The sequence below is a fragment of the Streptomyces sp. AC558_RSS880 genome, assembly GCF_019049255.1.
Classification (GTDB): Bacteria; Actinomycetota; Actinomycetes; order Streptomycetales; family Streptomycetaceae; genus Streptomyces.
The window spans coordinates 361,483-378,055 of the sequence record NZ_JAGMUJ010000084.1 but is presented as its reverse complement, the minus strand read 5'-3'; the positions used below and the strand labels follow the sequence as shown (position 1 = coordinate 378,055).

The 16,573-nt window shown below is 73.1% G+C and carries 16 protein-coding genes and 2 pseudogenes; 14 read left to right on the top strand and 4 right to left on the bottom strand.

Annotated elements, in window-relative coordinates; translation table 11 throughout:
* Positions 1 to 67: 67 nt before the first annotated feature.
* Together KUM38_RS26465 and KUM38_RS26460 are read left to right on the top strand one after the other, a co-directional pair.
* Positions 68 to 1,660, top strand: coding sequence for an FAD-binding oxidoreductase (locus KUM38_RS26465; RefSeq protein ID WP_217132532.1), 1,593 nt, complete (start codon positions 68 to 70; stop codon positions 1,658 to 1,660).
* 55 nt (positions 1,661 to 1,715) lie between these two features.
* A complete protein-coding gene (locus KUM38_RS26460) occupies positions 1,716 to 2,597 on the top strand; it encodes a YegS/Rv2252/BmrU family lipid kinase (RefSeq protein ID WP_217132529.1) in 882 nt (293 codons plus the stop codon).
* Here KUM38_RS26460 and KUM38_RS26455 read toward each other — a convergent pair.
* On the bottom strand, positions 2,591 to 3,043 hold the full coding sequence (locus tag KUM38_RS26455; protein WP_217132528.1) for a hypothetical protein: 453 nt from the start codon (positions 3,041 to 3,043) through the stop codon (positions 2,591 to 2,593). The two genes, KUM38_RS26460 and KUM38_RS26455, sit on opposite strands and share 7 nt — an antisense overlap.
* 87 nt (positions 3,044 to 3,130) lie before the next feature.
* Here KUM38_RS26455 and KUM38_RS26450 point away from each other — a divergent pair, with 87 nt between their 5' ends.
* The 9 genes and pseudogenes from KUM38_RS26450 (at position 3,131) to KUM38_RS26415 (ending at position 11,692) form a co-directional block, all read left to right on the top strand.
* The gene (locus KUM38_RS26450; RefSeq protein ID WP_308409055.1) at positions 3,131 to 3,820 is read left to right on the top strand and encodes a transcriptional regulator; all 690 of its coding nucleotides are present in this window, start codon (positions 3,131 to 3,133) and stop codon (positions 3,818 to 3,820) included.
* Positions 3,821 to 3,843: 23 nt separating this feature from the next.
* A pseudogene (locus KUM38_RS42195) lies at positions 3,844 to 4,400 on the top strand (DUF488 family protein); the annotation flags it as partial.
* A gap of 130 nt (positions 4,401 to 4,530) precedes the next feature.
* On the top strand, positions 4,531 to 4,968 hold the full coding sequence (locus tag KUM38_RS26445; RefSeq protein ID WP_217132524.1) for a Fur family transcriptional regulator: 438 nt from the start codon (positions 4,531 to 4,533) through the stop codon (positions 4,966 to 4,968).
* A gap of 33 nt (positions 4,969 to 5,001) precedes the next feature.
* A complete protein-coding gene (gene katG / locus KUM38_RS26440) occupies positions 5,002 to 7,233 on the top strand; it encodes a catalase/peroxidase HPI (protein ID WP_217132522.1) in 2,232 nt (743 codons plus the stop codon).
* A 129-nt stretch (positions 7,234 to 7,362) separates the two neighbouring features.
* Complete coding sequence (locus tag KUM38_RS26435; protein ID WP_217132520.1) at positions 7,363 to 7,593, top strand: DUF2945 domain-containing protein; 231 nt, start codon at positions 7,363 to 7,365, stop codon at positions 7,591 to 7,593.
* On the top strand, positions 7,590 to 7,940 hold the full coding sequence (locus tag KUM38_RS26430) for a DUF3140 domain-containing protein (RefSeq protein ID WP_374227081.1): 351 nt from the start codon (positions 7,590 to 7,592) through the stop codon (positions 7,938 to 7,940). Before KUM38_RS26435 ends, KUM38_RS26430 begins: the two co-directional genes overlap by 4 nt.
* Before the next feature lie 206 nt (positions 7,941 to 8,146).
* Positions 8,147 to 9,109, top strand: a complete 963-nt coding sequence (locus tag KUM38_RS26425) for a YihY/virulence factor BrkB family protein (protein WP_217132518.1) — start codon at positions 8,147 to 8,149, stop codon at positions 9,107 to 9,109.
* 148 nt (positions 9,110 to 9,257) lie between these two features.
* Entirely contained in the window at positions 9,258 to 9,746 is a 489-nt protein-coding gene (locus tag KUM38_RS26420) for a hypothetical protein (RefSeq protein WP_217132516.1), read from the top strand.
* 299 nt (positions 9,747 to 10,045) lie between these two features.
* The gene (locus KUM38_RS26415; protein ID WP_217132514.1) at positions 10,046 to 11,692 is read left to right on the top strand and encodes a cellulose binding domain-containing protein; all 1,647 of its coding nucleotides are present in this window, start codon (positions 10,046 to 10,048) and stop codon (positions 11,690 to 11,692) included.
* A 63-nt stretch (positions 11,693 to 11,755) separates the two neighbouring features.
* Here KUM38_RS26415 and KUM38_RS26410 read toward each other — a convergent pair whose 3' ends face one another.
* The 3 genes and pseudogenes from KUM38_RS26410 to KUM38_RS26400 form a co-directional block, all read right to left on the bottom strand.
* The gene (locus KUM38_RS26410) at positions 11,756 to 12,178 is read right to left on the bottom strand and encodes a DUF350 domain-containing protein (protein ID WP_217132512.1); all 423 of its coding nucleotides are present in this window, start codon (positions 12,176 to 12,178) and stop codon (positions 11,756 to 11,758) included.
* Between the two features lie 343 nt (positions 12,179 to 12,521).
* Positions 12,522 to 13,337, bottom strand: a pseudogene (locus KUM38_RS26405) (serine/threonine-protein kinase); the annotation flags it as partial.
* The gene (locus KUM38_RS26400) at positions 13,334 to 14,179 is read right to left on the bottom strand and encodes a hypothetical protein (RefSeq protein WP_254397735.1); all 846 of its coding nucleotides are present in this window, start codon (positions 14,177 to 14,179) and stop codon (positions 13,334 to 13,336) included. The gene KUM38_RS26400 and the pseudogene KUM38_RS26405, both read right to left, overlap by 4 nt.
* 180 nt (positions 14,180 to 14,359) lie before the next feature.
* On the opposite strand from KUM38_RS26400, the gene KUM38_RS26395 reads away from it, so the two are divergent.
* The 3 genes from KUM38_RS26395 to KUM38_RS26385 all read left to right on the top strand — a co-directional run bounded on the left by KUM38_RS26395 (position 14,360) and on the right by KUM38_RS26385 (position 16,533).
* Positions 14,360 to 14,716 (top strand): hypothetical protein, encoded by a 357-nt coding sequence (locus KUM38_RS26395; RefSeq protein WP_217132502.1) that lies wholly within the window; start codon positions 14,360 to 14,362, stop codon positions 14,714 to 14,716.
* 166 nt (positions 14,717 to 14,882) lie between these two features.
* Positions 14,883 to 16,115: a glycoside hydrolase family 16 protein gene (locus KUM38_RS26390; RefSeq protein ID WP_217132500.1), complete on the top strand. Its 1,233-nt coding sequence runs from the start codon at positions 14,883 to 14,885 to the stop codon at positions 16,113 to 16,115.
* Positions 16,116 to 16,152: 37 nt separating this feature from the next.
* On the top strand, positions 16,153 to 16,533 hold the full coding sequence (locus KUM38_RS26385) for a hypothetical protein (protein ID WP_217132813.1): 381 nt from the start codon (positions 16,153 to 16,155) through the stop codon (positions 16,531 to 16,533).
* Positions 16,534 to 16,573 lie beyond the last annotated feature (40 nt).

Below are 16,573 nucleotides of genomic sequence, written 5' to 3'. Positions count from 1 at the left end.
GCCACGGCGGCCGCCGGGCGACCTCGACGGCCCCGCTCATTCCGACCGACCGGTGAGGACGACAGCCATGGACATGCTGTGGAGCGGCTGGGGGGACCCGGCCGAGGCGACGCCGCTGCCCGACACGGTGATCGGGCTGTTGCGCGATCTGCTCGGCGTCGAGCCGCGCGAGGCCGGACCCCTCGCCATCGAGGACCTGACCGTCCCGGAGAGCCCGCTGCCGCCCGCCGCGCGCCGCGCCCTGATCGCGGCCCTGGGCGACGCGGCCCATGTGCGCACCGACGCCGAGACGCGCATCCGGCACACCCGCGGCAAGTCCACCCCCGACCTGCTGCGCATCCGCGAGGGCGACCTCGCCGCCGTCCCGGCCGCCGTACTCCTGCCCGGCGGTCACGACGAGGTGCTCGCCGTCCTGCGGGTGTGCGCCGAACACGGCCTGCCGCTGGTGCCGTTCGGCGGCGGCACCTCGGTCGTCGGGGGCCTCGCCCCCGAACGGCGCGGTGCCTTCGTCGCCCTCGACCTGCGGCGCATGGACGGCCTGCTCGACCTCGACCCGGTCTCCCGCACCGCCACCCTGCAACCCGGCCTGCGCGCCCCGCGGGCGGAGGCGCTCCTCGCCGGGCACGGCTTCACCCTCGGCCACTTCCCCCAGTCCTACGAGTGGGCCACCGTCGGCGGCTTCGCCGCCACCCGCTCCAGCGGCCAGGCGTCCGCCGGGTACGGCCGCTTCGACGAGATGGTGCTCTCCCTCACCCTCGCCACCCCCGAGGGCACCCTCGACACCGGCCGCGCCCCGCGCTCGGCCGCCGGGCCCGACCTGCGCCAGCTGGTCCTCGGATCGGAAGGCGCGTTCGGCGTCATCACCTCCGTGACCGTACGCGTCCGGCCCGTCCCGCGGACCCGCCGCTACGAAGGCTGGCACTTCCCCTCCTTCGAGGAGGGAACCACCGCACTGCGCCGGCTCGCCCAGGACGGACCGCGGCCGACCGTGCTGCGCCTGTCCGACGAGACCGAGACGCTGATCGGCCTGGCGGACCCCGACGCGATCGGCTCCGGCGCACGACAGGCCGCCGGCTGCACGGCGATCGCAGGGTACGAGGGCACGGAGGAGGACACGGAGTATCGCAGGGAGCGCGCCGCGGCCGTCCTGCGCGCGTGCGGCGGCACGCCGCTCGGCGAGGAGCCGGGCCGGCGCTGGGCACACGGCCGCTACTCGGCCCCGTACCTGCGCGACGCGCTCCTGGACGCCGGGGCCTTCGCGGAGACGCTGGAGACGGCGACGTTCTGGTCCCGCGTCCCCGGGCTGTACGCCTCCGTCCGCGACGCGCTCACCGCCACCCTCACCGGGGCCGGCACCCCGCCCCTGGTGATGTGCCACATCTCGCACGTCTACGAGAACGGCGCCTCGCTCTACTTCACCGTGGTCTCAGCCCGGGGCGAGGACCCCGTGGCGCACTGGACGCGTGCCAAGCACGCCGCGGGCGAGGCGATCCTCGCCGCCGGCGGCACGATCAGCCACCACCACGGGGTGGGCACCGACCACCGGGACTGGTACGTCCGCGAGGCGGGCCCGCTCGGCGTCGCCGCCCTGCGTGCCGTGAAGCGGCGACTGGACCCGGCGGGGCTGCTCAACCCCGGCGTCCTGCTGCCCGCCGGCTGACCCGGAAACCCCGACCGCCCGTCCCCATCCCGTCGGCCCGCCCGGAGGCACACCGATGCGACAGTTCACCGCCGTCGTCAACCCCACCGCGGGCGCGGCCGCCGGAGCGGCCGCGCTGCTCGCCCTGGCCCGGCACCTCCGCGAGGAGGGCGCCGACCTGCGGACCGAGTACAGCCGCAGCCTCGCCCACGCCCGCGAACTGGCCCGCGAGGCCGGGCGGGAGGGGCGGGTCGTCCTCGCCGTCGGCGGGGACGGCATCGCGGGCGGGATCGGCGGCGCGCTCAGCGGGACCGGCGCGACCCTCGGCCTGGTCCCGGCCGGCCGCGGCAACGACTTCGCCCGCGCTCTCGGACTGCCCCGGGACCCGGCGGCCCTGGCCCGCGTCCTGCTCCACGGCGAGCCGCGCCCGGTCGACACCCTCGAGGTCAGCTCGGCCGTCCACGACCGCACCGTCGTCCTCGGCAGCGTGTACGCCGGGGTGGACGCGCTCGCCAACCGCCACGCCAACCGGTCCAGGCTGCTGCGGGGCTCCGCGTCCTACTACGCGGGCGGCCTGCGGGCCGTCACGACCTGGCGGCCCGTCCGCTACCGGGTCACCGTCGACGGCGAGGAGCACCCGCACACCGGCTACACGGTGGTGGCCGCCAACTCCGGCTACTACGGCTCCGGCCGCGTCATCGCGCCGGACGCCCGCGTGGACGACGGCCTGCTGGACGTCGTGATGATCGAGGAGGCGCCCCGGCGGCTGTTCTTCGCCCTGATGAACGAGCTCAGGACCGGCGCCCATGTGCGCCGGCCCCAGGTGCGGGTCCTGCGGGGCAGTGAGATCCGCATCGAGGCCGACCGCGACGTTCCCTACGGCACCGACGGAGAGGTCGACGCGGTCCTCCCCGTCACGGTCGGGGTGCTGCCCGGAGCCCTTCGCGTCCTCTACTGACCGCCACCGACCGCCGTCGGACCGGTGCCGTGGTACCGCTGGGCCAGCCGGGCCAGCGCCACCGCGCCCAGCAGCAGCCCGAAGTCGCGCAGCGCGACGTCGTAGTAGCCGGACAGCGTCAGCAGGTTGACGATGATCCCCGCGAGCCAGCCGGCGACCAGCCAGCCCCCGAAGCGCGGCGCGACGCCCACGACGACGCCGGCCACGATCTCGATCACCCCCACCGCGTACATCGCCGACTGCGCGCCGCCCGGGACGATGCCGTCGATCCACGGCGCGAGGTAGGCCGGCCAGTCCACGAGGAGGTTCGCGAACTTGTCCAGGCCGAACAGGATCGGCGCCACGGTGAAGCCGGTGCGCAGGATGACGTACGCCTGGTAGCCGGGGTCGGTGAGCGCGACCCGCCGAGGCGTGACCGACGTGCCGCTCGTGGTTGTGGAGGCCATGGCCTGCACCTTTCTTCTATCGACAACTCTCATTGACGATAGAAGCGCGATTCCGCTCTTTAGTCAATGGCTGTTGCTTTTACACTGGTGTTCGTGGACGACACGGAAGAAGTACGCGACAAGGACATCGCAGCGATCTCGGCCATTGCCGCTCTCGACGAGCCCACCCGCCGGCGGCTCTACGACTACGTGGTGGGCCGGCGCCACCCGGTCGGCCGGGACGAGGCGGCCGAGGCCCTGGGGCTGGCCCGGCAGACCGCGGCCTTCCACCTGGACCGCCTGGCCGCGGAGGACCTGCTCGACGTGCTCCACGTCCGGCGCAGCGGACGCAGCGGTCCGGGCGCGGGCCGCCCGGCCAAGCTCTACCGCCGCTCGGCCGCGCAGATCGCCGTCAGCCTCCCGGACCGGCGCTACGAACTCGCCGGCCGGCTGCTCGCCCAGGCCGTGGAGGAATCCGGCACCAGCGGGGAACCCGTGCGCGAGGTACTGCACCGCAGGGCGCGGGAACTGGGCGTACGGCTGGGGACGGACGGCGACGGGACGGAGGTCTTCCGCGTACTGGAGCGGTACGGCTTCGAGCCGCGGCACGACGGCGGGTCCGTCGTCCTCGGCAACTGCCCCTTCCACGCGCTGGCCCGCGCGCACACGCAGACGGTGTGCGGCATGAACCTGCACCTGATGCGCGGAGTCCTCGAAGGACTCGGTGAAACGGGGCTCGAGGCCCGTCTGGCACCGGAACCGGGCCGGTGCTGCGTCCGCCTGGAGCCCGCCGCCTGACCCCGGCCGCGAGGAGGCGCGCCATGACCCCGCGCGAGTTGTCGGCCTTCGGCCACGGCACCGCGGACCGGGAGGCGCGGGCCGGGAGGCGCTGACCGCACTGCTGCACGACGCGGGGATCGCCGCCGTCGTGGACGTCCGCATCGGCCCCGGCGGCCGCCGCGATCCCGACCGGCCCGATGGCTGCCCGAGTCGGGCATCGCCCACCGCCGGGAGAGGGACCTGGGCGGCTTCCGCGCACCGCCGCCGGACTCGCCCGACACCGTCTGGCGCAACGAGTCCTTCCGCGGCTGCGCCGCCCACACCCGCACCCCGGGTTCGTCGCCGCGACGGGCACCCTGCTGGAACAGGCCGCCCGCGAACCGACCGCGGTGACGTGCGGTGAATCCGTGCGGCGGCGGTGCCACCGGCGGATCGTCGCCGACTTCGCCCTCCCTCGCCCGCCGCGTGCCGGTATGTCACCTGATGCACGCTCGCCCGCCACGTGCCGGTGCGTCACCTGATGCGCGAAGGGCGCCGCACACGGCACAGCCCCACCCCCGGCGCACGCCTGCGCGGCGACGGGCCGCTCGTCCACGACGGCACCGCCGCCGCGTCGGCGTGGACGGCGTCACGCAACCCGGGAGCCACCCACAGTTACCGGACACGTCCCAAGACTGGACCGGTTCGTTCTCTGGAATTATTCGTGTCTGGGCCTATAGGTTCGGCGCATGACCGCATCCCGGCCGTCGACCACAGCCGAGGAGCTCCGCGGTGCGGGGCTCCGTGCGACGGCGGCCCGCGTCGCCCTCCTCGAAACCGTCCGCCAGGGCGGCCACCTCGGAGTCGAGGCGATCGCCTCCGAAGTGCGCCGGCGCATAGGGCACGTCTCCCTGCAGGCGGTGTACGAGGCGCTGAACGCGCTCACCGGGGCGGGGCTCGTGCGCCGTGTCGAGCCGGCCGGCAGCCCGGCCCGCTACGAGGGCCGGGTCGGGGACAACCACCACCACGTGGTGTGCCGTTCCTGCGGTGTCGTCGCCGACGTCGACTGCGCGGTCGGTGACGCGCCCTGTCTGACCGCGTCCGGCGGTCACGGTTTCGTGATCGACGAGGCCGAGGTCGTCTTCTGGGGTCTGTGCCCCGACTGTTCCACCTCCCGCAGTACCTGAACTGCGCGAAGCTCTTCGCCCGGAAGGACTCCCATGACCGAGAACCATGACGCGATCGTCACCGAACCCAAGACGGAGGAGGCAGGTGGCTGCCCGGTCGCGCACGGGCGCGCCCCGCACCCCACCCAGGGCGGCGGAAACCGCCAGTGGTGGCCCGAGCGCCTCAACCTGAAGATCCTCGCCAAGAACCCGGCCGTGGCGAACCCGCTCGGCGAGGACTTCGACTACGCCGAGGCGTTCCAGGCCCTCGACCTCCCGGCGGTGAAGCGGGACATCGCCGAGGTGCTGACCACCTCGCAGGACTGGTGGCCGGCCGACTTCGGCCACTACGGCCCGCTCATCGTCCGGATGGCCTGGCACAGCGCGGGCACCTACCGCATCAGCGACGGCCGCGGCGGCGCCGGCGCGGGCCAGCAGCGCTTCGCCCCGCTCAACAGCTGGCCGGACAACGCCAACCTCGACAAGGCCCGCCGCCTGCTGTGGCCGGTCAAGAAGAAGTACGGCAAGAGCCTGTCCTGGGCCGACCTGCTGATCCTCTCCGGCAACGTCGCCCTGGAGTCGATGGGCTTCACGACCTTCGGCTTCGCCGGCGGCCGCGCCGACGTCTGGGAGCCGGAGGAGGACGTCTACTGGGGTCCCGAGTCCACCTGGCTCGGCGACGAGCGCTACACCGGCGACCGCGAGCTGGAGAACCCGCTCGGCGCCGTCCAGATGGGCCTCATCTACGTCAACCCCGAGGGCCCCAACGGCAACCCGGACCCGATAGCCTCGGCCCGCGACATCCGCGAGACGTTCCGCCGCATGGCGATGAACGACGAGGAGACCGTCGCCCTGATCGCGGGCGGCCACACCTTCGGCAAGACCCACGGCGCGGGCCCCGCCGACCACGTCGGCGCCGACCCGGAGGCCGCCGGTCTCGAGGAGCAGGGCCTGGGCTGGAAGAGCACCTTCGGCACCGGCAAGGGCGGTGACACGATCACCAGCGGTCTCGAGGTGACGTGGACCAACACCCCGACGACCTGGGACAACAGCTTCTTCGAGATCCTCTTCGGCTATGAGTGGGAGCTGTTCAAGAGCCCCGCGGGCGCCCACCAGTGGCGGCCGAAGGACGGCGCGGGGGCGGGCACCGTGCCCGACGCCCACGACCCGTCGAAGAGCCACCAGCCGACGATGCTGACCACGGACCTCGCGCTCCGCTTCGACCCGGTCTACGGCCCGATCTCCCGGCGCTTCCTGGAGAACCCGGACGAGTTCGCGGACGCCTTCGCCCGCGCCTGGTTCAAGCTCACCCACCGCGACATGGGTCCCAAGTCGCTGTACCTCGGCCCGGAGGTGCCCGCCGAGACCCTGCTGTGGCAGGACCCGCTGCCGGAGCGCACGTACGACCTGATCGACGCCGCGGACGTCGCCGCCCTCAAGGAGCGGATCCTCGCCTCGGGTCTGCCGGTGTCCGAGCTGGTGTCGACGGCGTGGGCGTCGGCCTCGTCCTTCCGCGGCAGCGACAAGCGCGGCGGCGCCAACGGCGCGCGCATCCGCCTGGAGCCGCAGCGTGGCTGGGAGGCCAACGACCCCGACCGGCTGGCGGTGGTGCTGCGCACCCTGGAGGGCGTCCAGGAGTCCTTCAACGCCGAGCAGATCGGCGGCAAGCAGGTCTCGCTCGCCGACCTGATCGTGCTGGCCGGTGCCGCGGGCGTCGAGAAGGCCGCCAAGGACGGCGGCTTCGACATCGAGGTCCCGTTCACGCCGGGCCGCGTGGACGCCGCGCAGGAGGAGACGGACACGGAGTCCTTCGCCGCGCTCGAGCCGACCGCCGACGGCTTCCGCAACTACCTGGGCAAGGGCAACCGCCTGCCCGCCGAGTTCCTGCTGCTGGACAGGGCCAACCTGCTGACGCTGAGCGCCCCCGAGATGACCGTCCTGGTCGGCGGCCTGCGGGTGCTGGGCGCCAACCACCAGCAGACCTCGCACGGCGTGTTCACCACGGCCCCCGGCACCCTGACCAACGACTTCTTCGTCAACCTGCTCGACCTGGGCACCACGTGGAAGTCGACGTCCGAGGACCAGACCGTGTTCGAGGGCCGCGACGCGGCCACCGGCGAGGTCAAGTGGACCGGCACCCGTGCCGACCTCGTGTTCGGATCGAACTCCGAGCTGCGCGCGCTCGCGGAGGTCTACGCGAGCGACGACGCCAGGGAGAAGTTCGTGAAGGACTTCGTCAAGGCGTGGGACAAGGTCATGAACCTCGACCGGTTCGACCTCGTCTGATCCCCTCGTCCCGCTGATCCGGGCCGGCCCTCCGGGGCCGGCCCGGACGTGTGCCGCCACGGGATGCGCGCGGTCCGCCGTGCCACCAGGGTGGAAGGGAGCCGACCGCCACCGAAGGAGGCGCTGGACATGGGCAAGGGCACCGGCCGCGGCGAGGATCTCCACAAGGGCGACGAGGTCGCCTGGAGCAGCCACGGCAGCGAGACGACGGGCAAGGTCGAGAAGAAGATCACCGAGCGTACCGAGGCGGCCGGGCGCACGGTCGCCGCCTCGGAGGAGGAACCGCAGTACGAGGTGCGCAGCGAGAAGTCGGGCAAGTCGGCGGTCCACAAGCCCTCCGTGCTCAAGAAGAAGAAGTGAGCGCCGTGGAACCGGACCGCAAGGACGAGACCTGGGACGAGTTCCGCGAGCTGGTCAACATGAAGCCGGCCGACCTCGAGAAGTGGCTCGGCATGGAGGAGTCCCGCAGCGCGGGTCAGCACGCGGACGGCGGCGAGTCGACCGGTCACGCGTCCGGCCGCCGCATCGTCGGCATCCTCCGGACCGGGAGGAAGGACCTCTCCGACGACGACTACGAGCACATGCGCAAGGTCGTCGGCTACATCCGCCGCCACCTCGCCCAGCGCCCGTCCGGCGACGTACGCGACACCCGCTGGCGCCACTCGCTGATGAACTGGGGACACGACCCGCTCGGCGACGGCTCCTGACGCCACCACCCGCGGGCCTCCCGGGGAAACCGCCTCACTTCCTGACCGAGGTGTCACGCGCCCGCCGCCTGCGCACGGCTGCGCGCGCCCGGTGAACTCTCGCCCGCCGTGGTGGTGGAACGGCACGGAGCCCCGCAGGTGTGACGGAGGGCAAACGGGCCATCAATGAGGGGAGCAGAGCCACTCGGCGCGAGGAGTGTCCGCGTATGGGAACCGTCGTCCACGTCCCGCAGACCCGGGACATGATCGGAGAGGAACTCTCCGGAGACGAGGCGTTCGCCGCGCTGCGGCACTACGGGGGCCTGCGGCTGCTGACCGACTCCTTCGCCCGCTTCCGCTACGCGGACGGCTTCTCCAACGCACGGGCGCTCGCCTTCCAAGTCGTCCTCGGCCTGGTGCCGTTCACCGTGGCGCTGGTCGGTCTGGCGACCTCCGTGCACACCGAGGGCGTGGGCCGGGTCATCGAGCTCACCCTCGGCCGGATCGTGCCCGGCGCCAGCGCCGACATCGTCGAGGACGCCTTCGAGGGGACCCGGCGCAGCGCCCACGACGACGTCGGGAGCGCGCTGGCGCTCTGGCTCGGCCTGGGCTTCGCCCTGCTGAACCTCGCCTCCGCCATGGGCCAGATCGAGCGGGGCGCCAACCGCATCTACGGGATCGAACGCGACCGCCCCTTCCCCCGCAAGTACGGCAGGGCCGTCCTCCTCGCGCTCACCGCGGGCCTGCCGCTGGTCCTCGGGTTCGTCGTGCTCGTCGCCGGCGACGCGGTGGGCGACGCGGTGGTCCGGGTGGCCGGGGGATCCGGCGGCGCGAGGTGGTGGACCGTGCTGCAGCTGCCGGTGGGGCTGGCGCTGGCGTGGGTCGCCTCGGCGGTGATCTTCCGCTGGTCGCCCCGGCGTACCCAGCCCGGCTACACCTGGCTGGCCTTCGGCTCGGCCGTGCACCTCCTGCTGTGGGTCGCGGCGACGTGGCTGCTCGCCCTGTACGTCGAGGGCAGCGGGGCGTTCGGCGCCCTGTACGGGCCGCTCACCGCCTTCGTCGCGCTGCTGCTGTGGGCCTACCTCACCGCCGTCGCCCTCTTCCTCGGCATCTCCTTCGCGGCCCAGCTCGAAGCGGCGCGCGCCGGCATCGACGCGGCGGTCCGCCCGGATCCGGGACCGGGCGCCTGACCTGCCGGGACGAACACGTCGGCCGGGAATTGGGCGTGGCGCCTGCGCGTTGTCGGTGTGAGGTTGCACAATGATCGGAAAAGGAGATCAACTCCGGCGCCGCGCTGGGTAGACGGTCTCGTATCCCGGCTCCGGAAAGGTCCTGCTGATGCTCGCCACCGTCGACCGTCCGAACACCCTCGTCGCCCTGCCGACCGCGCGCCGCCGACCGGACCACCGTCGCGGCGGACCGATAACGACCGAGTTCCCGGCCGTCCCTTCCCGGCCGCGCACCCCGGCCGACACCACCCTCACCGACGTGCTGCGCATCATCTCCGACCCGCGCACTCCCACGTACGTCACCGAGTACGCCAACGGCCGCCGCAGGTACAGCTACTGGCGCCCGCTCGACTCGGCCACCGGCGCGGGGGGCTGTTACGCCGCCCTGCCCACCGCCGAATGCGACGCGTTGCACGCGGCAGGGCGGATCACCCTCGGCGAGCCCGTCGTGGACCCTCACCGCACGACGTACCGCGTCCGCCCCGCCACCCGCTCCGGTCAGGCCCCCCGCGCCCAGTCGGCCGCACGCCCCGAGTCGGCCGCCCGCGTCCGGCCCGAGCCGGTCCGCCCGGTACGGGAGCGCGCCCGCGTGGCCTGACCGGGGCGGCGGCGCCGTGGTCAGGCTGTGCCGCGGGCGTGTGCCCGTGACCGAATTCGCGTCCTGCTGTCGGTCGGGGCGGCAGCGCGATCGCAAGTCGTCCGAAAGTTTCGCTCGCATCGCCCTGGCGGACGTGGTGTTCTGAGGCGGGGTCTTCGGCGTCAAGGCAGATCGCATGCGGCTTCCGGCTTTCGGCAGGGGTCCGAAAGAGTCAATCTGAAACGGGTCTGTCGGTGTTGTTGTCATGTCCCTGAAGCCGTTTCTAGCCTGGGAGCGCTCCCACCCTTCTGGAGGTACCGATGCGCTTCCCCCGACACTGGGCCTGGGCCTGGGTGGCCGCGGTCTTCGCGGTTGCCGTGAGCCTGGCCGTCGCCGCTCTCTTCCCACGGCCGGGCACCGCCGACCCCCTCGTTCCCGTCGCGGCGGAACCCGGTGTCGAGGACGACGGAGCCGACTGCGCCGTCCCCGACACCGGGCCCCTCACCTCCTACTCCAAGCTCCCCGACCCCTTCCGGAAACTGGACGGCACGCGCATCTCCACCCGGTCCGACTGGCGTTGCCGGCGTGCGGAGATCCGGGAGCTGGCGGAGAGACACGTCTACGGTCAGAAGCCCGCCAGGCCCGAGAGCGTCACGGGCACGGTGTCGCGCACCGGCATCACCGTGCGGGTGACGCACCAGGGCAGGAGCGCGAGCTTCTCCGCGAGCGTCGACCTGCCGGGCGGTACCGGCCCGTTCCCCGCGGTCGTGGTGCTCGGAGGGCTGGGCGCGGACACCGCCACCATCAAGAACTCCGGCGCGGCCGTCATCTCCCTCGACCCGTACGCGGTGGGGAAGGAGGGCACACCCCGCAGCGACAAGCAGGGCGCGTTCTACGGCCTCTACGGTTCCTCCAGCAGCACCGGCCTGCTCATGGCCTGGTCATGGGGGGTGAGCCGGGTCATCGACGTCATCGAGCAGTCCGACGGCAGCGTGCTCCGCGCGGACGCCACCGGGGTCACCGGTTGCTCACGCTTCGGCAAGGGCGCCTTCGTGGCCGGCGCCTTCGACCAGCGCATCGCGCTCACCATGCCGATCGAGTCGGGCAGCGCCGGCACCGGCGTCTTCCGCGGCATCCCCGGTGAGAGCGGCGCGCAGCCGCTGAGCAGCGCCTACTCCGAACAGCCCTGGCTGGGCGACGCCTTCGGCTCCTTCACCGGCAGCCCCGCCACCCTCCCCGTGGACACCCACGAGATCGTGGGTCTGGTCGCGCCGCGAGGGCTGCTCGTCATGGAGAACCCGCACGTCGACTGGCTGGGCGCCCGGTCGGGCAGCGTGGCGGCGCTGGGCGGCGCCGAGGTCTACAAGGCGCTGGGCGCGGGCGGGAACATCAGCTACTGGTCCGACGTACAGGACGGCACCCACTGCGCGGCCCGGCCGGAATGGCGCACCCCGCTGCAGCAGAACATCCAGAAGTTCCTGCTGAAGTCCGGTAGTTCCTCCGGGGTGTTCAGGATCTCCCCGGCCAAGTCCGGCGACCTCTCCGCATGGCGGGACTGGCAGACCCCGGGCCTCGCCGACGGCGGCTCGAGCGGCGGCGGCACCGGCGGTGACACAGGGGGAGGCGACGGCGGTGACACGGGCGGCGGTCCCGGCACGCCGGACGACACCTGCACCGCCACCTACCGCACGGTCAACAGCTGGTCCGGCGGCTTCCAGGGCGAGGTGACCGTGCGCAACGACGGCAGCGGCGCCCTCGACGGCTGGACCGTCGGCATGACGCTCGCGTCGGGCCAGTCCCTCAGCAGCCTCTGGAACGGCCGGAACACCGGGACCGGTGGAGCGGTCACGGTGCGCAACACCGAATGGAACGGCGCCGTCGCACCGGGCGCCACGACCACCTTCGGCTTCACGGCCACCGGCAGCTCCTCGACGGCGCCGCACACGCTCACCTGCACCGGCTCCTGAACCGCCACCGCCCGGCCGCCGCGCCCCGGGACGCGGCAGCCGGGCGGTGCGAAGGCACCCGCGTCAGGCGATGGACGCCGAAATGACGGCGGACACCGCGAGGTTGCAGGACGCCGTCACCCAGACCGCCGGGTGGGGTTCGGGCTCGACCAGCGTGGCACCCAGCCGCCCCGGGGTGATGAGGTCCACCACCAGGAACGCCACGGCCATCATCACCAGACCCAGCACGCCGAACGCCGCGGTCGACGCCAGCCCCTTGCCGAAGTCCTCGTACGTGGTCCAGATCGACGTGAACACGATCCCGCCGATGCCGAGCAGCGCGGAGCTCAGCACCATCGCGGCGTTCCGATTGCGCTCCTGCCAGATCTGCCGGCCGAGCTTTCCGGGCGTCAGCACGTCGACCAGGACGATGCCGAGGACCAGCAGTACCAGTCCGAGTGCGCCGTAGGCGGTGGCCCGGCCGAGTCCGTTGACGATGTCGCTCATGGGGGTGCCGGCTCCGTAGCGTGAGAGATCGTGAGTGATCGCGGTCAAGGGCGAGCAAAATGTAGCGCACCCGTTCGACCCCCCGTGGTCCGGTGCCCCGTCATGCCTTCCGGCCGATGTCGTCCGCGCGGGCGACGAAGCGGGCGGCGCCGTCGGTGACCCGGTAGAGGAAGGCGCCGCCGTCCTGGGTGGCGTCGTAGAACTGGCCGCCGGGATCGTAGGAGATCCTGCGCGTGATGCCCTGCCAGGGGCGGCGCAGCAGTTCGGAGCGGAGGGCGGAGGGGCCGTCGTCGCCGGCGGCGGTCAGGCCGTGGGCCGCGAACCGGACGGTGTCGTAGGCCTCGGCCCCGTCCGGGACGTCCTCGGCGAGCTGCGCGGCCGTCTCCGCCGCCGTGGGGCGCGCCCCCGGATCCTTGTCGAGGCAGCGGGCCACGAGCGGCCGTGACGCGGCCCCCACCCCGTCCAGTTCCGGATCGTCGTGGACCGTGCGGTACAGCAGCGCGTCCGGCTCCCCGGTGCCGAAGGGCGGCCGGCCGGACATCGCGTACGCCAGGACGCAGCCCAGCGCGAAGACGTCGCTCGCGGAGCCGGCGGGCTCGCCGCGCGCCTGCTCCGGGGCGAGGAAGCCGGGGGTGCCGACCACGAGCCCCGACGCGGTCAGCGCGGTGTCGTCGACGGCCCGGGCGATACCGAAGTCGATGAGCCGGGGGCCGTCCGGGGCCAGCAGGATGTTGCCGGGCTTGACGTCGCGGTGCACCAGCCCCGCCGCGTGCACGTCGGCCAGCGCGCCGGCCAGCAGCCCGCCCAGGACACGCGCGGCCCGGGCCGGCAGCGGGCCCTGCGCGGCGACGGCCTCGGCGAGGGAGGACCCGGGGACGAACGCGGTGGCCAGCCACGGCGTCCGCGCGTCGGCGTCCGCGTCGAGCACCGGTACGACCCAGGGGTTGTCCACCCGCCGGGCGAGCTCCGTCTCCCGTGCGAACCGGGCCCGGAACGCGTCGTCGGCGGCGCTCTCGGCGTGGATCACCTTGACCGCGGCCAGCTTCCCGGCGTCGGTGCGCCCCAGATAGACCACGCCCATGCCGCCCGCGCCGAGGCGCCGCAGCAACCGGAAGCCCGCGATGCGGGAAGGATCGGACGGCCGCAGCGGCTCACTCATCGCGAGCCTCCCTTCCCGCCCGGCTCCCGGGCGTCCGCCAGCCGGTCGATGTCGGCGGCGACGAAGCCGACCCCCTTGGCCACGTCCGCCGAGACGGCGGACTGCTCCTCCTCGGTCCGCCCGCCGCCGATACGGGCGGTGGCGGCCACGGTGACGGGACCGAGCCGGTACTTGAACCAGTCGAAGGGACGCGCGCCCTTCTCCCCGTCCACCAGGTACTCCCCGGTCTCCGTGAGATCGTCGTCGGCGATGGCGTTGCGTTCCTCGTCGAACGGATTGGCCTGCGAGTACAGCCCCCGCACCCGCTGCGTGGCGTTCAGTCGCTGCTCCGGACAGCGCAGCGCCTCCTCCAGGGAGACGGCCATGTCCCGTCGCCCGGCCGCGGTGTCCTCGTGCACCGTCACGGTGACGGACACGTACACGGCCTCCTTGCCCTTCGCCTCCGGCAGGACGAACGCCCGGGTGAGGCTGGCCAGTACCCGGTCCGGCAGTGGCTCGCGGCGCCACAGACAGTCCTCGCCCAGCACCGCCCACTCGGCCGGATCGCTCTCGTACGGATCGTTCTTGCGGAAGCCGACGCCGAAGTAGTCGGGCCGCACGGTGATTCCGCGCACGAACTCGACCGCCTCGGCCCGGGTGCCGGGCGCCCGGTCCTCCGCCACGGTGTACGGGCCGGTGTCCTCGGAGGCGGCCGGGGACGACGGGCCGGGACCCGGTTCACCGGCCGTGGTCCTCCCTCCCCCGGACGGCTTCGGGGCGCCGGTCCCCTCCTCCGTCCCGGTGCACCCCACCAGCAGCAACGTCCCCGCCACCGCGGCCACGACCGGTCTGTGCGCGACCATGCTCCGCCCCCGCTCCCCAACGGCCGGACTCCTCGCAAGCAGTGTGACGCGTGGTGAGGCGACCGGGTAGCAACTCGACTTCACACAAGGGAACTTGGCCGATGTAGTCGGCAAGGAGTCATGCCCGCGCACATCCGGGGCATCAGAAGTCCACCGGACGGGCCGCGAAGGAGAACAGTCATGAGCAGGGGCAGCCGCACTCTCATCGCCCTGTACGTCGCCGTCGCCCTCTGGCTCTCCTTCTGCACCGTGCGCACCTGGGGCGCCGTCCCCCTCTGGACCACCCTCGCGATGGCGGTCGCCTCGCTCGCCCCGGTGATCGGTGTCGTGCGGGAGACCGTCATCGCCGACGAACGGCGCGCCGTCGCCGTCCTGCGGGAACGCGAGGGCCGCCGGGCGGCGTGGCGCGACGCGGCGGCCGCCGCGTTCGCGCGGGCGGAGGTGGAGGCCGCGTGCTGCGAACGCTGGTGGACGTCGTGCGCGACCGAGCACGACCCGGGCTGCGCGCACCGGACCTCGTGGGGCACGACGGCGTGAACGGGGGTCCGGGTGCGGCCCGGGCGCGCGCCCGGCGATTCCTGGTCCGTACCAGGGGCTTGACGCCCTCTTATCTCACTCCTTAAATCAAGTGGCTGCACCTTCACCCCCACAACCTCGGTCGGCGCACCCGTACATCCGGGTCGCCGTACGGAAAGGGAGAGCCATGTCCTCTCCACGCAGACTCCGCAGATGGCTGGTCGCCGCCGTGTCCGCCGCGCTGGTCGCGTCCGGCGCGGCAGGGACCGCGAAGGCGGAACCGGCCGATGCCGCCGCCGCGGCGGCCGTGACGTTCTCGGACACCTTCGACGGGCCCGCCGGCGCGGCGGTCGACTCCTCGAAGTGGCAGATCGAGACCGGCGACAACGTCAACAACCACGAGCGGCAGTACTACACGTCCGGCAACAAGAACGCCGCCCTGGACGGCCAGGGCCACCTGGTCATCACGGCCCGCAAGGAGAACCCCGCCAACTACCAGTGCTGGTACGGAACCTGCCAGTACACCTCGGCCCGGCTCAACACCTCCGGCAAGTTCACCGCGCAGTACGGACACGTCGAGGCGCGGATGAAGATCCCGCGCGGACAGGGCATGTGGCCCGCGTTCTGGATGCTGGGCACGCCGGTCGACTGGCCGGACTCGGGCGAGATCGACATCATGGAGAACGTCGGCTTCGAACCCTCCACGGTCCACGGCACGATCCACGGCCCCGGCTACTCCGGCTCCGGCGGCATCGGCGCCGGCTACACGCTGCCGGGCGGCCAGGCCTTCGCGGACGCCTTCCACACCTTCGCCGTCGACTGGGCACCGGACTCGATCACCTGGTCCGTCGACGGCAACGTCTACCAGCGGCGCACCCCCGCCGACCTCGGCGGCAAGCAGTGGGTGTTCAACAAGCCGTACTTCCTGATCCTGAACCTGGCGGTGGGCGGCTACTGGCCCGGGGACCCGGACGGCTCCACCGTCTTCCCGCAGCAACTCGTGGTGGACCACGTGTCGGTGACGACCGGTGACTCCCCGGCCGGCGGCGCGATCCGCGGCCTGGCCGGCAAGTGCGTCGACGTCGCCGGGGCCGGCACCGCCAACGGCACCCCCGTACAGCTCTACGACTGCAACGGCACCTCCGCGCAGAACTGGACCGTGGGCTCCGACGGCACGATCCGCGCCCTCGGCAAGTGCCTGGACGTCGCCTCCGGCGGCACCGCCGACGGCACGCCGGTCCAGCTGTGGGACTGCAACGGCACCGCCGCCCAGAGATGGGTCGTCACCGCCGCCCGCGACATCGTCAACCCGCAGGCCGACAAGTGCCTGGACGTGACCGGCAACAACTCCGCCAACGGCACCCGCCTGCAGATCTGGACCTGCACGGGCGGGGCGAACCAGAAGTGGACGGTGGGCTGAACCGGTGAGACGCCCCCGTTCGCCCTCGGGCTGGACCATGGCCGTGTTCGGCGTGCTCGCCGCCGTTCTCGGCACGGTGGGCCTGGTCTCGCCGGACACGCAGCTGTCGCTGCTCGGCCTCGCCACGCCCGGCGAGCGGGGGAGCGGCGACCACACACCGGCGTTCGTGACGGCGTCGTCGACGGCGGCGCTCAACATGGGCGTGTACTACGTGCTGGCCGCGCTCGCCGACTGGCGGGCCTTCTTCCGCTGGACGGTGCCCTTCCGGCTGCTGACCTGCACGGTGTTCACGGTTGCCGTGATCGGCGGGAGGGCGCCGGAGGCGTTCGTCGGCGTCGCGCTCTGGGAGGGCCTCGGCGCCGTCGCGACGGGCGCGGCACTCCGGTACGAACGGCGTGGCGGCACCGGCACGAGGTGAACACACCGCCGCCCCGGACCGGTCGGGTCCGGGGCGGCGG

What these genes read in the sequence shown, in the direction of transcription:
- KUM38_RS26400 (WP_254397735.1), bottom strand. Translation starts at nt 14,179, where the DNA reads ATGGTCGCGCACAGACCGGTCGTGGCCGCGGTGGCGGGGACGTTGCTG.
- KUM38_RS26445 (WP_217132524.1), top strand. Translation starts at nt 4,531, where the DNA reads ATGACCGCATCCCGGCCGTCGACCACAGCCGAGGAGCTCCGCGGTGCG.
- KUM38_RS26415 (WP_217132514.1), top strand. Translation starts at nt 10,046, where the DNA reads ATGCGCTTCCCCCGACACTGGGCCTGGGCCTGGGTGGCCGCGGTCTTC.
- KUM38_RS26410 (WP_217132512.1), bottom strand. Translation starts at nt 12,178, where the DNA reads ATGAGCGACATCGTCAACGGACTCGGCCGGGCCACCGCCTACGGCGCA.
- KUM38_RS26420 (WP_217132516.1), top strand. Translation starts at nt 9,258, where the DNA reads ATGCTCGCCACCGTCGACCGTCCGAACACCCTCGTCGCCCTGCCGACC.
- KUM38_RS26455 (WP_217132528.1), bottom strand. Translation starts at nt 3,043, where the DNA reads ATGGCCTCCACAACCACGAGCGGCACGTCGGTCACGCCTCGGCGGGTC.
- KUM38_RS26460 (WP_217132529.1), top strand. Translation starts at nt 1,716, where the DNA reads ATGCGACAGTTCACCGCCGTCGTCAACCCCACCGCGGGCGCGGCCGCC.
- KUM38_RS26465 (WP_217132532.1), top strand. Translation starts at nt 68, where the DNA reads ATGGACATGCTGTGGAGCGGCTGGGGGGACCCGGCCGAGGCGACGCCG.
- katG (WP_217132522.1), top strand. Translation starts at nt 5,002, where the DNA reads ATGACCGAGAACCATGACGCGATCGTCACCGAACCCAAGACGGAGGAG.
- KUM38_RS26435 (WP_217132520.1), top strand. Translation starts at nt 7,363, where the DNA reads ATGGGCAAGGGCACCGGCCGCGGCGAGGATCTCCACAAGGGCGACGAG.
- KUM38_RS26425 (WP_217132518.1), top strand. Translation starts at nt 8,147, where the DNA reads ATGGGAACCGTCGTCCACGTCCCGCAGACCCGGGACATGATCGGAGAG.
- KUM38_RS26395 (WP_217132502.1), top strand. Translation starts at nt 14,360, where the DNA reads ATGAGCAGGGGCAGCCGCACTCTCATCGCCCTGTACGTCGCCGTCGCC.
- KUM38_RS26390 (WP_217132500.1), top strand. Translation starts at nt 14,883, where the DNA reads ATGTCCTCTCCACGCAGACTCCGCAGATGGCTGGTCGCCGCCGTGTCC.
- KUM38_RS26385 (WP_217132813.1), top strand. Translation starts at nt 16,153, where the DNA reads ATGGCCGTGTTCGGCGTGCTCGCCGCCGTTCTCGGCACGGTGGGCCTG.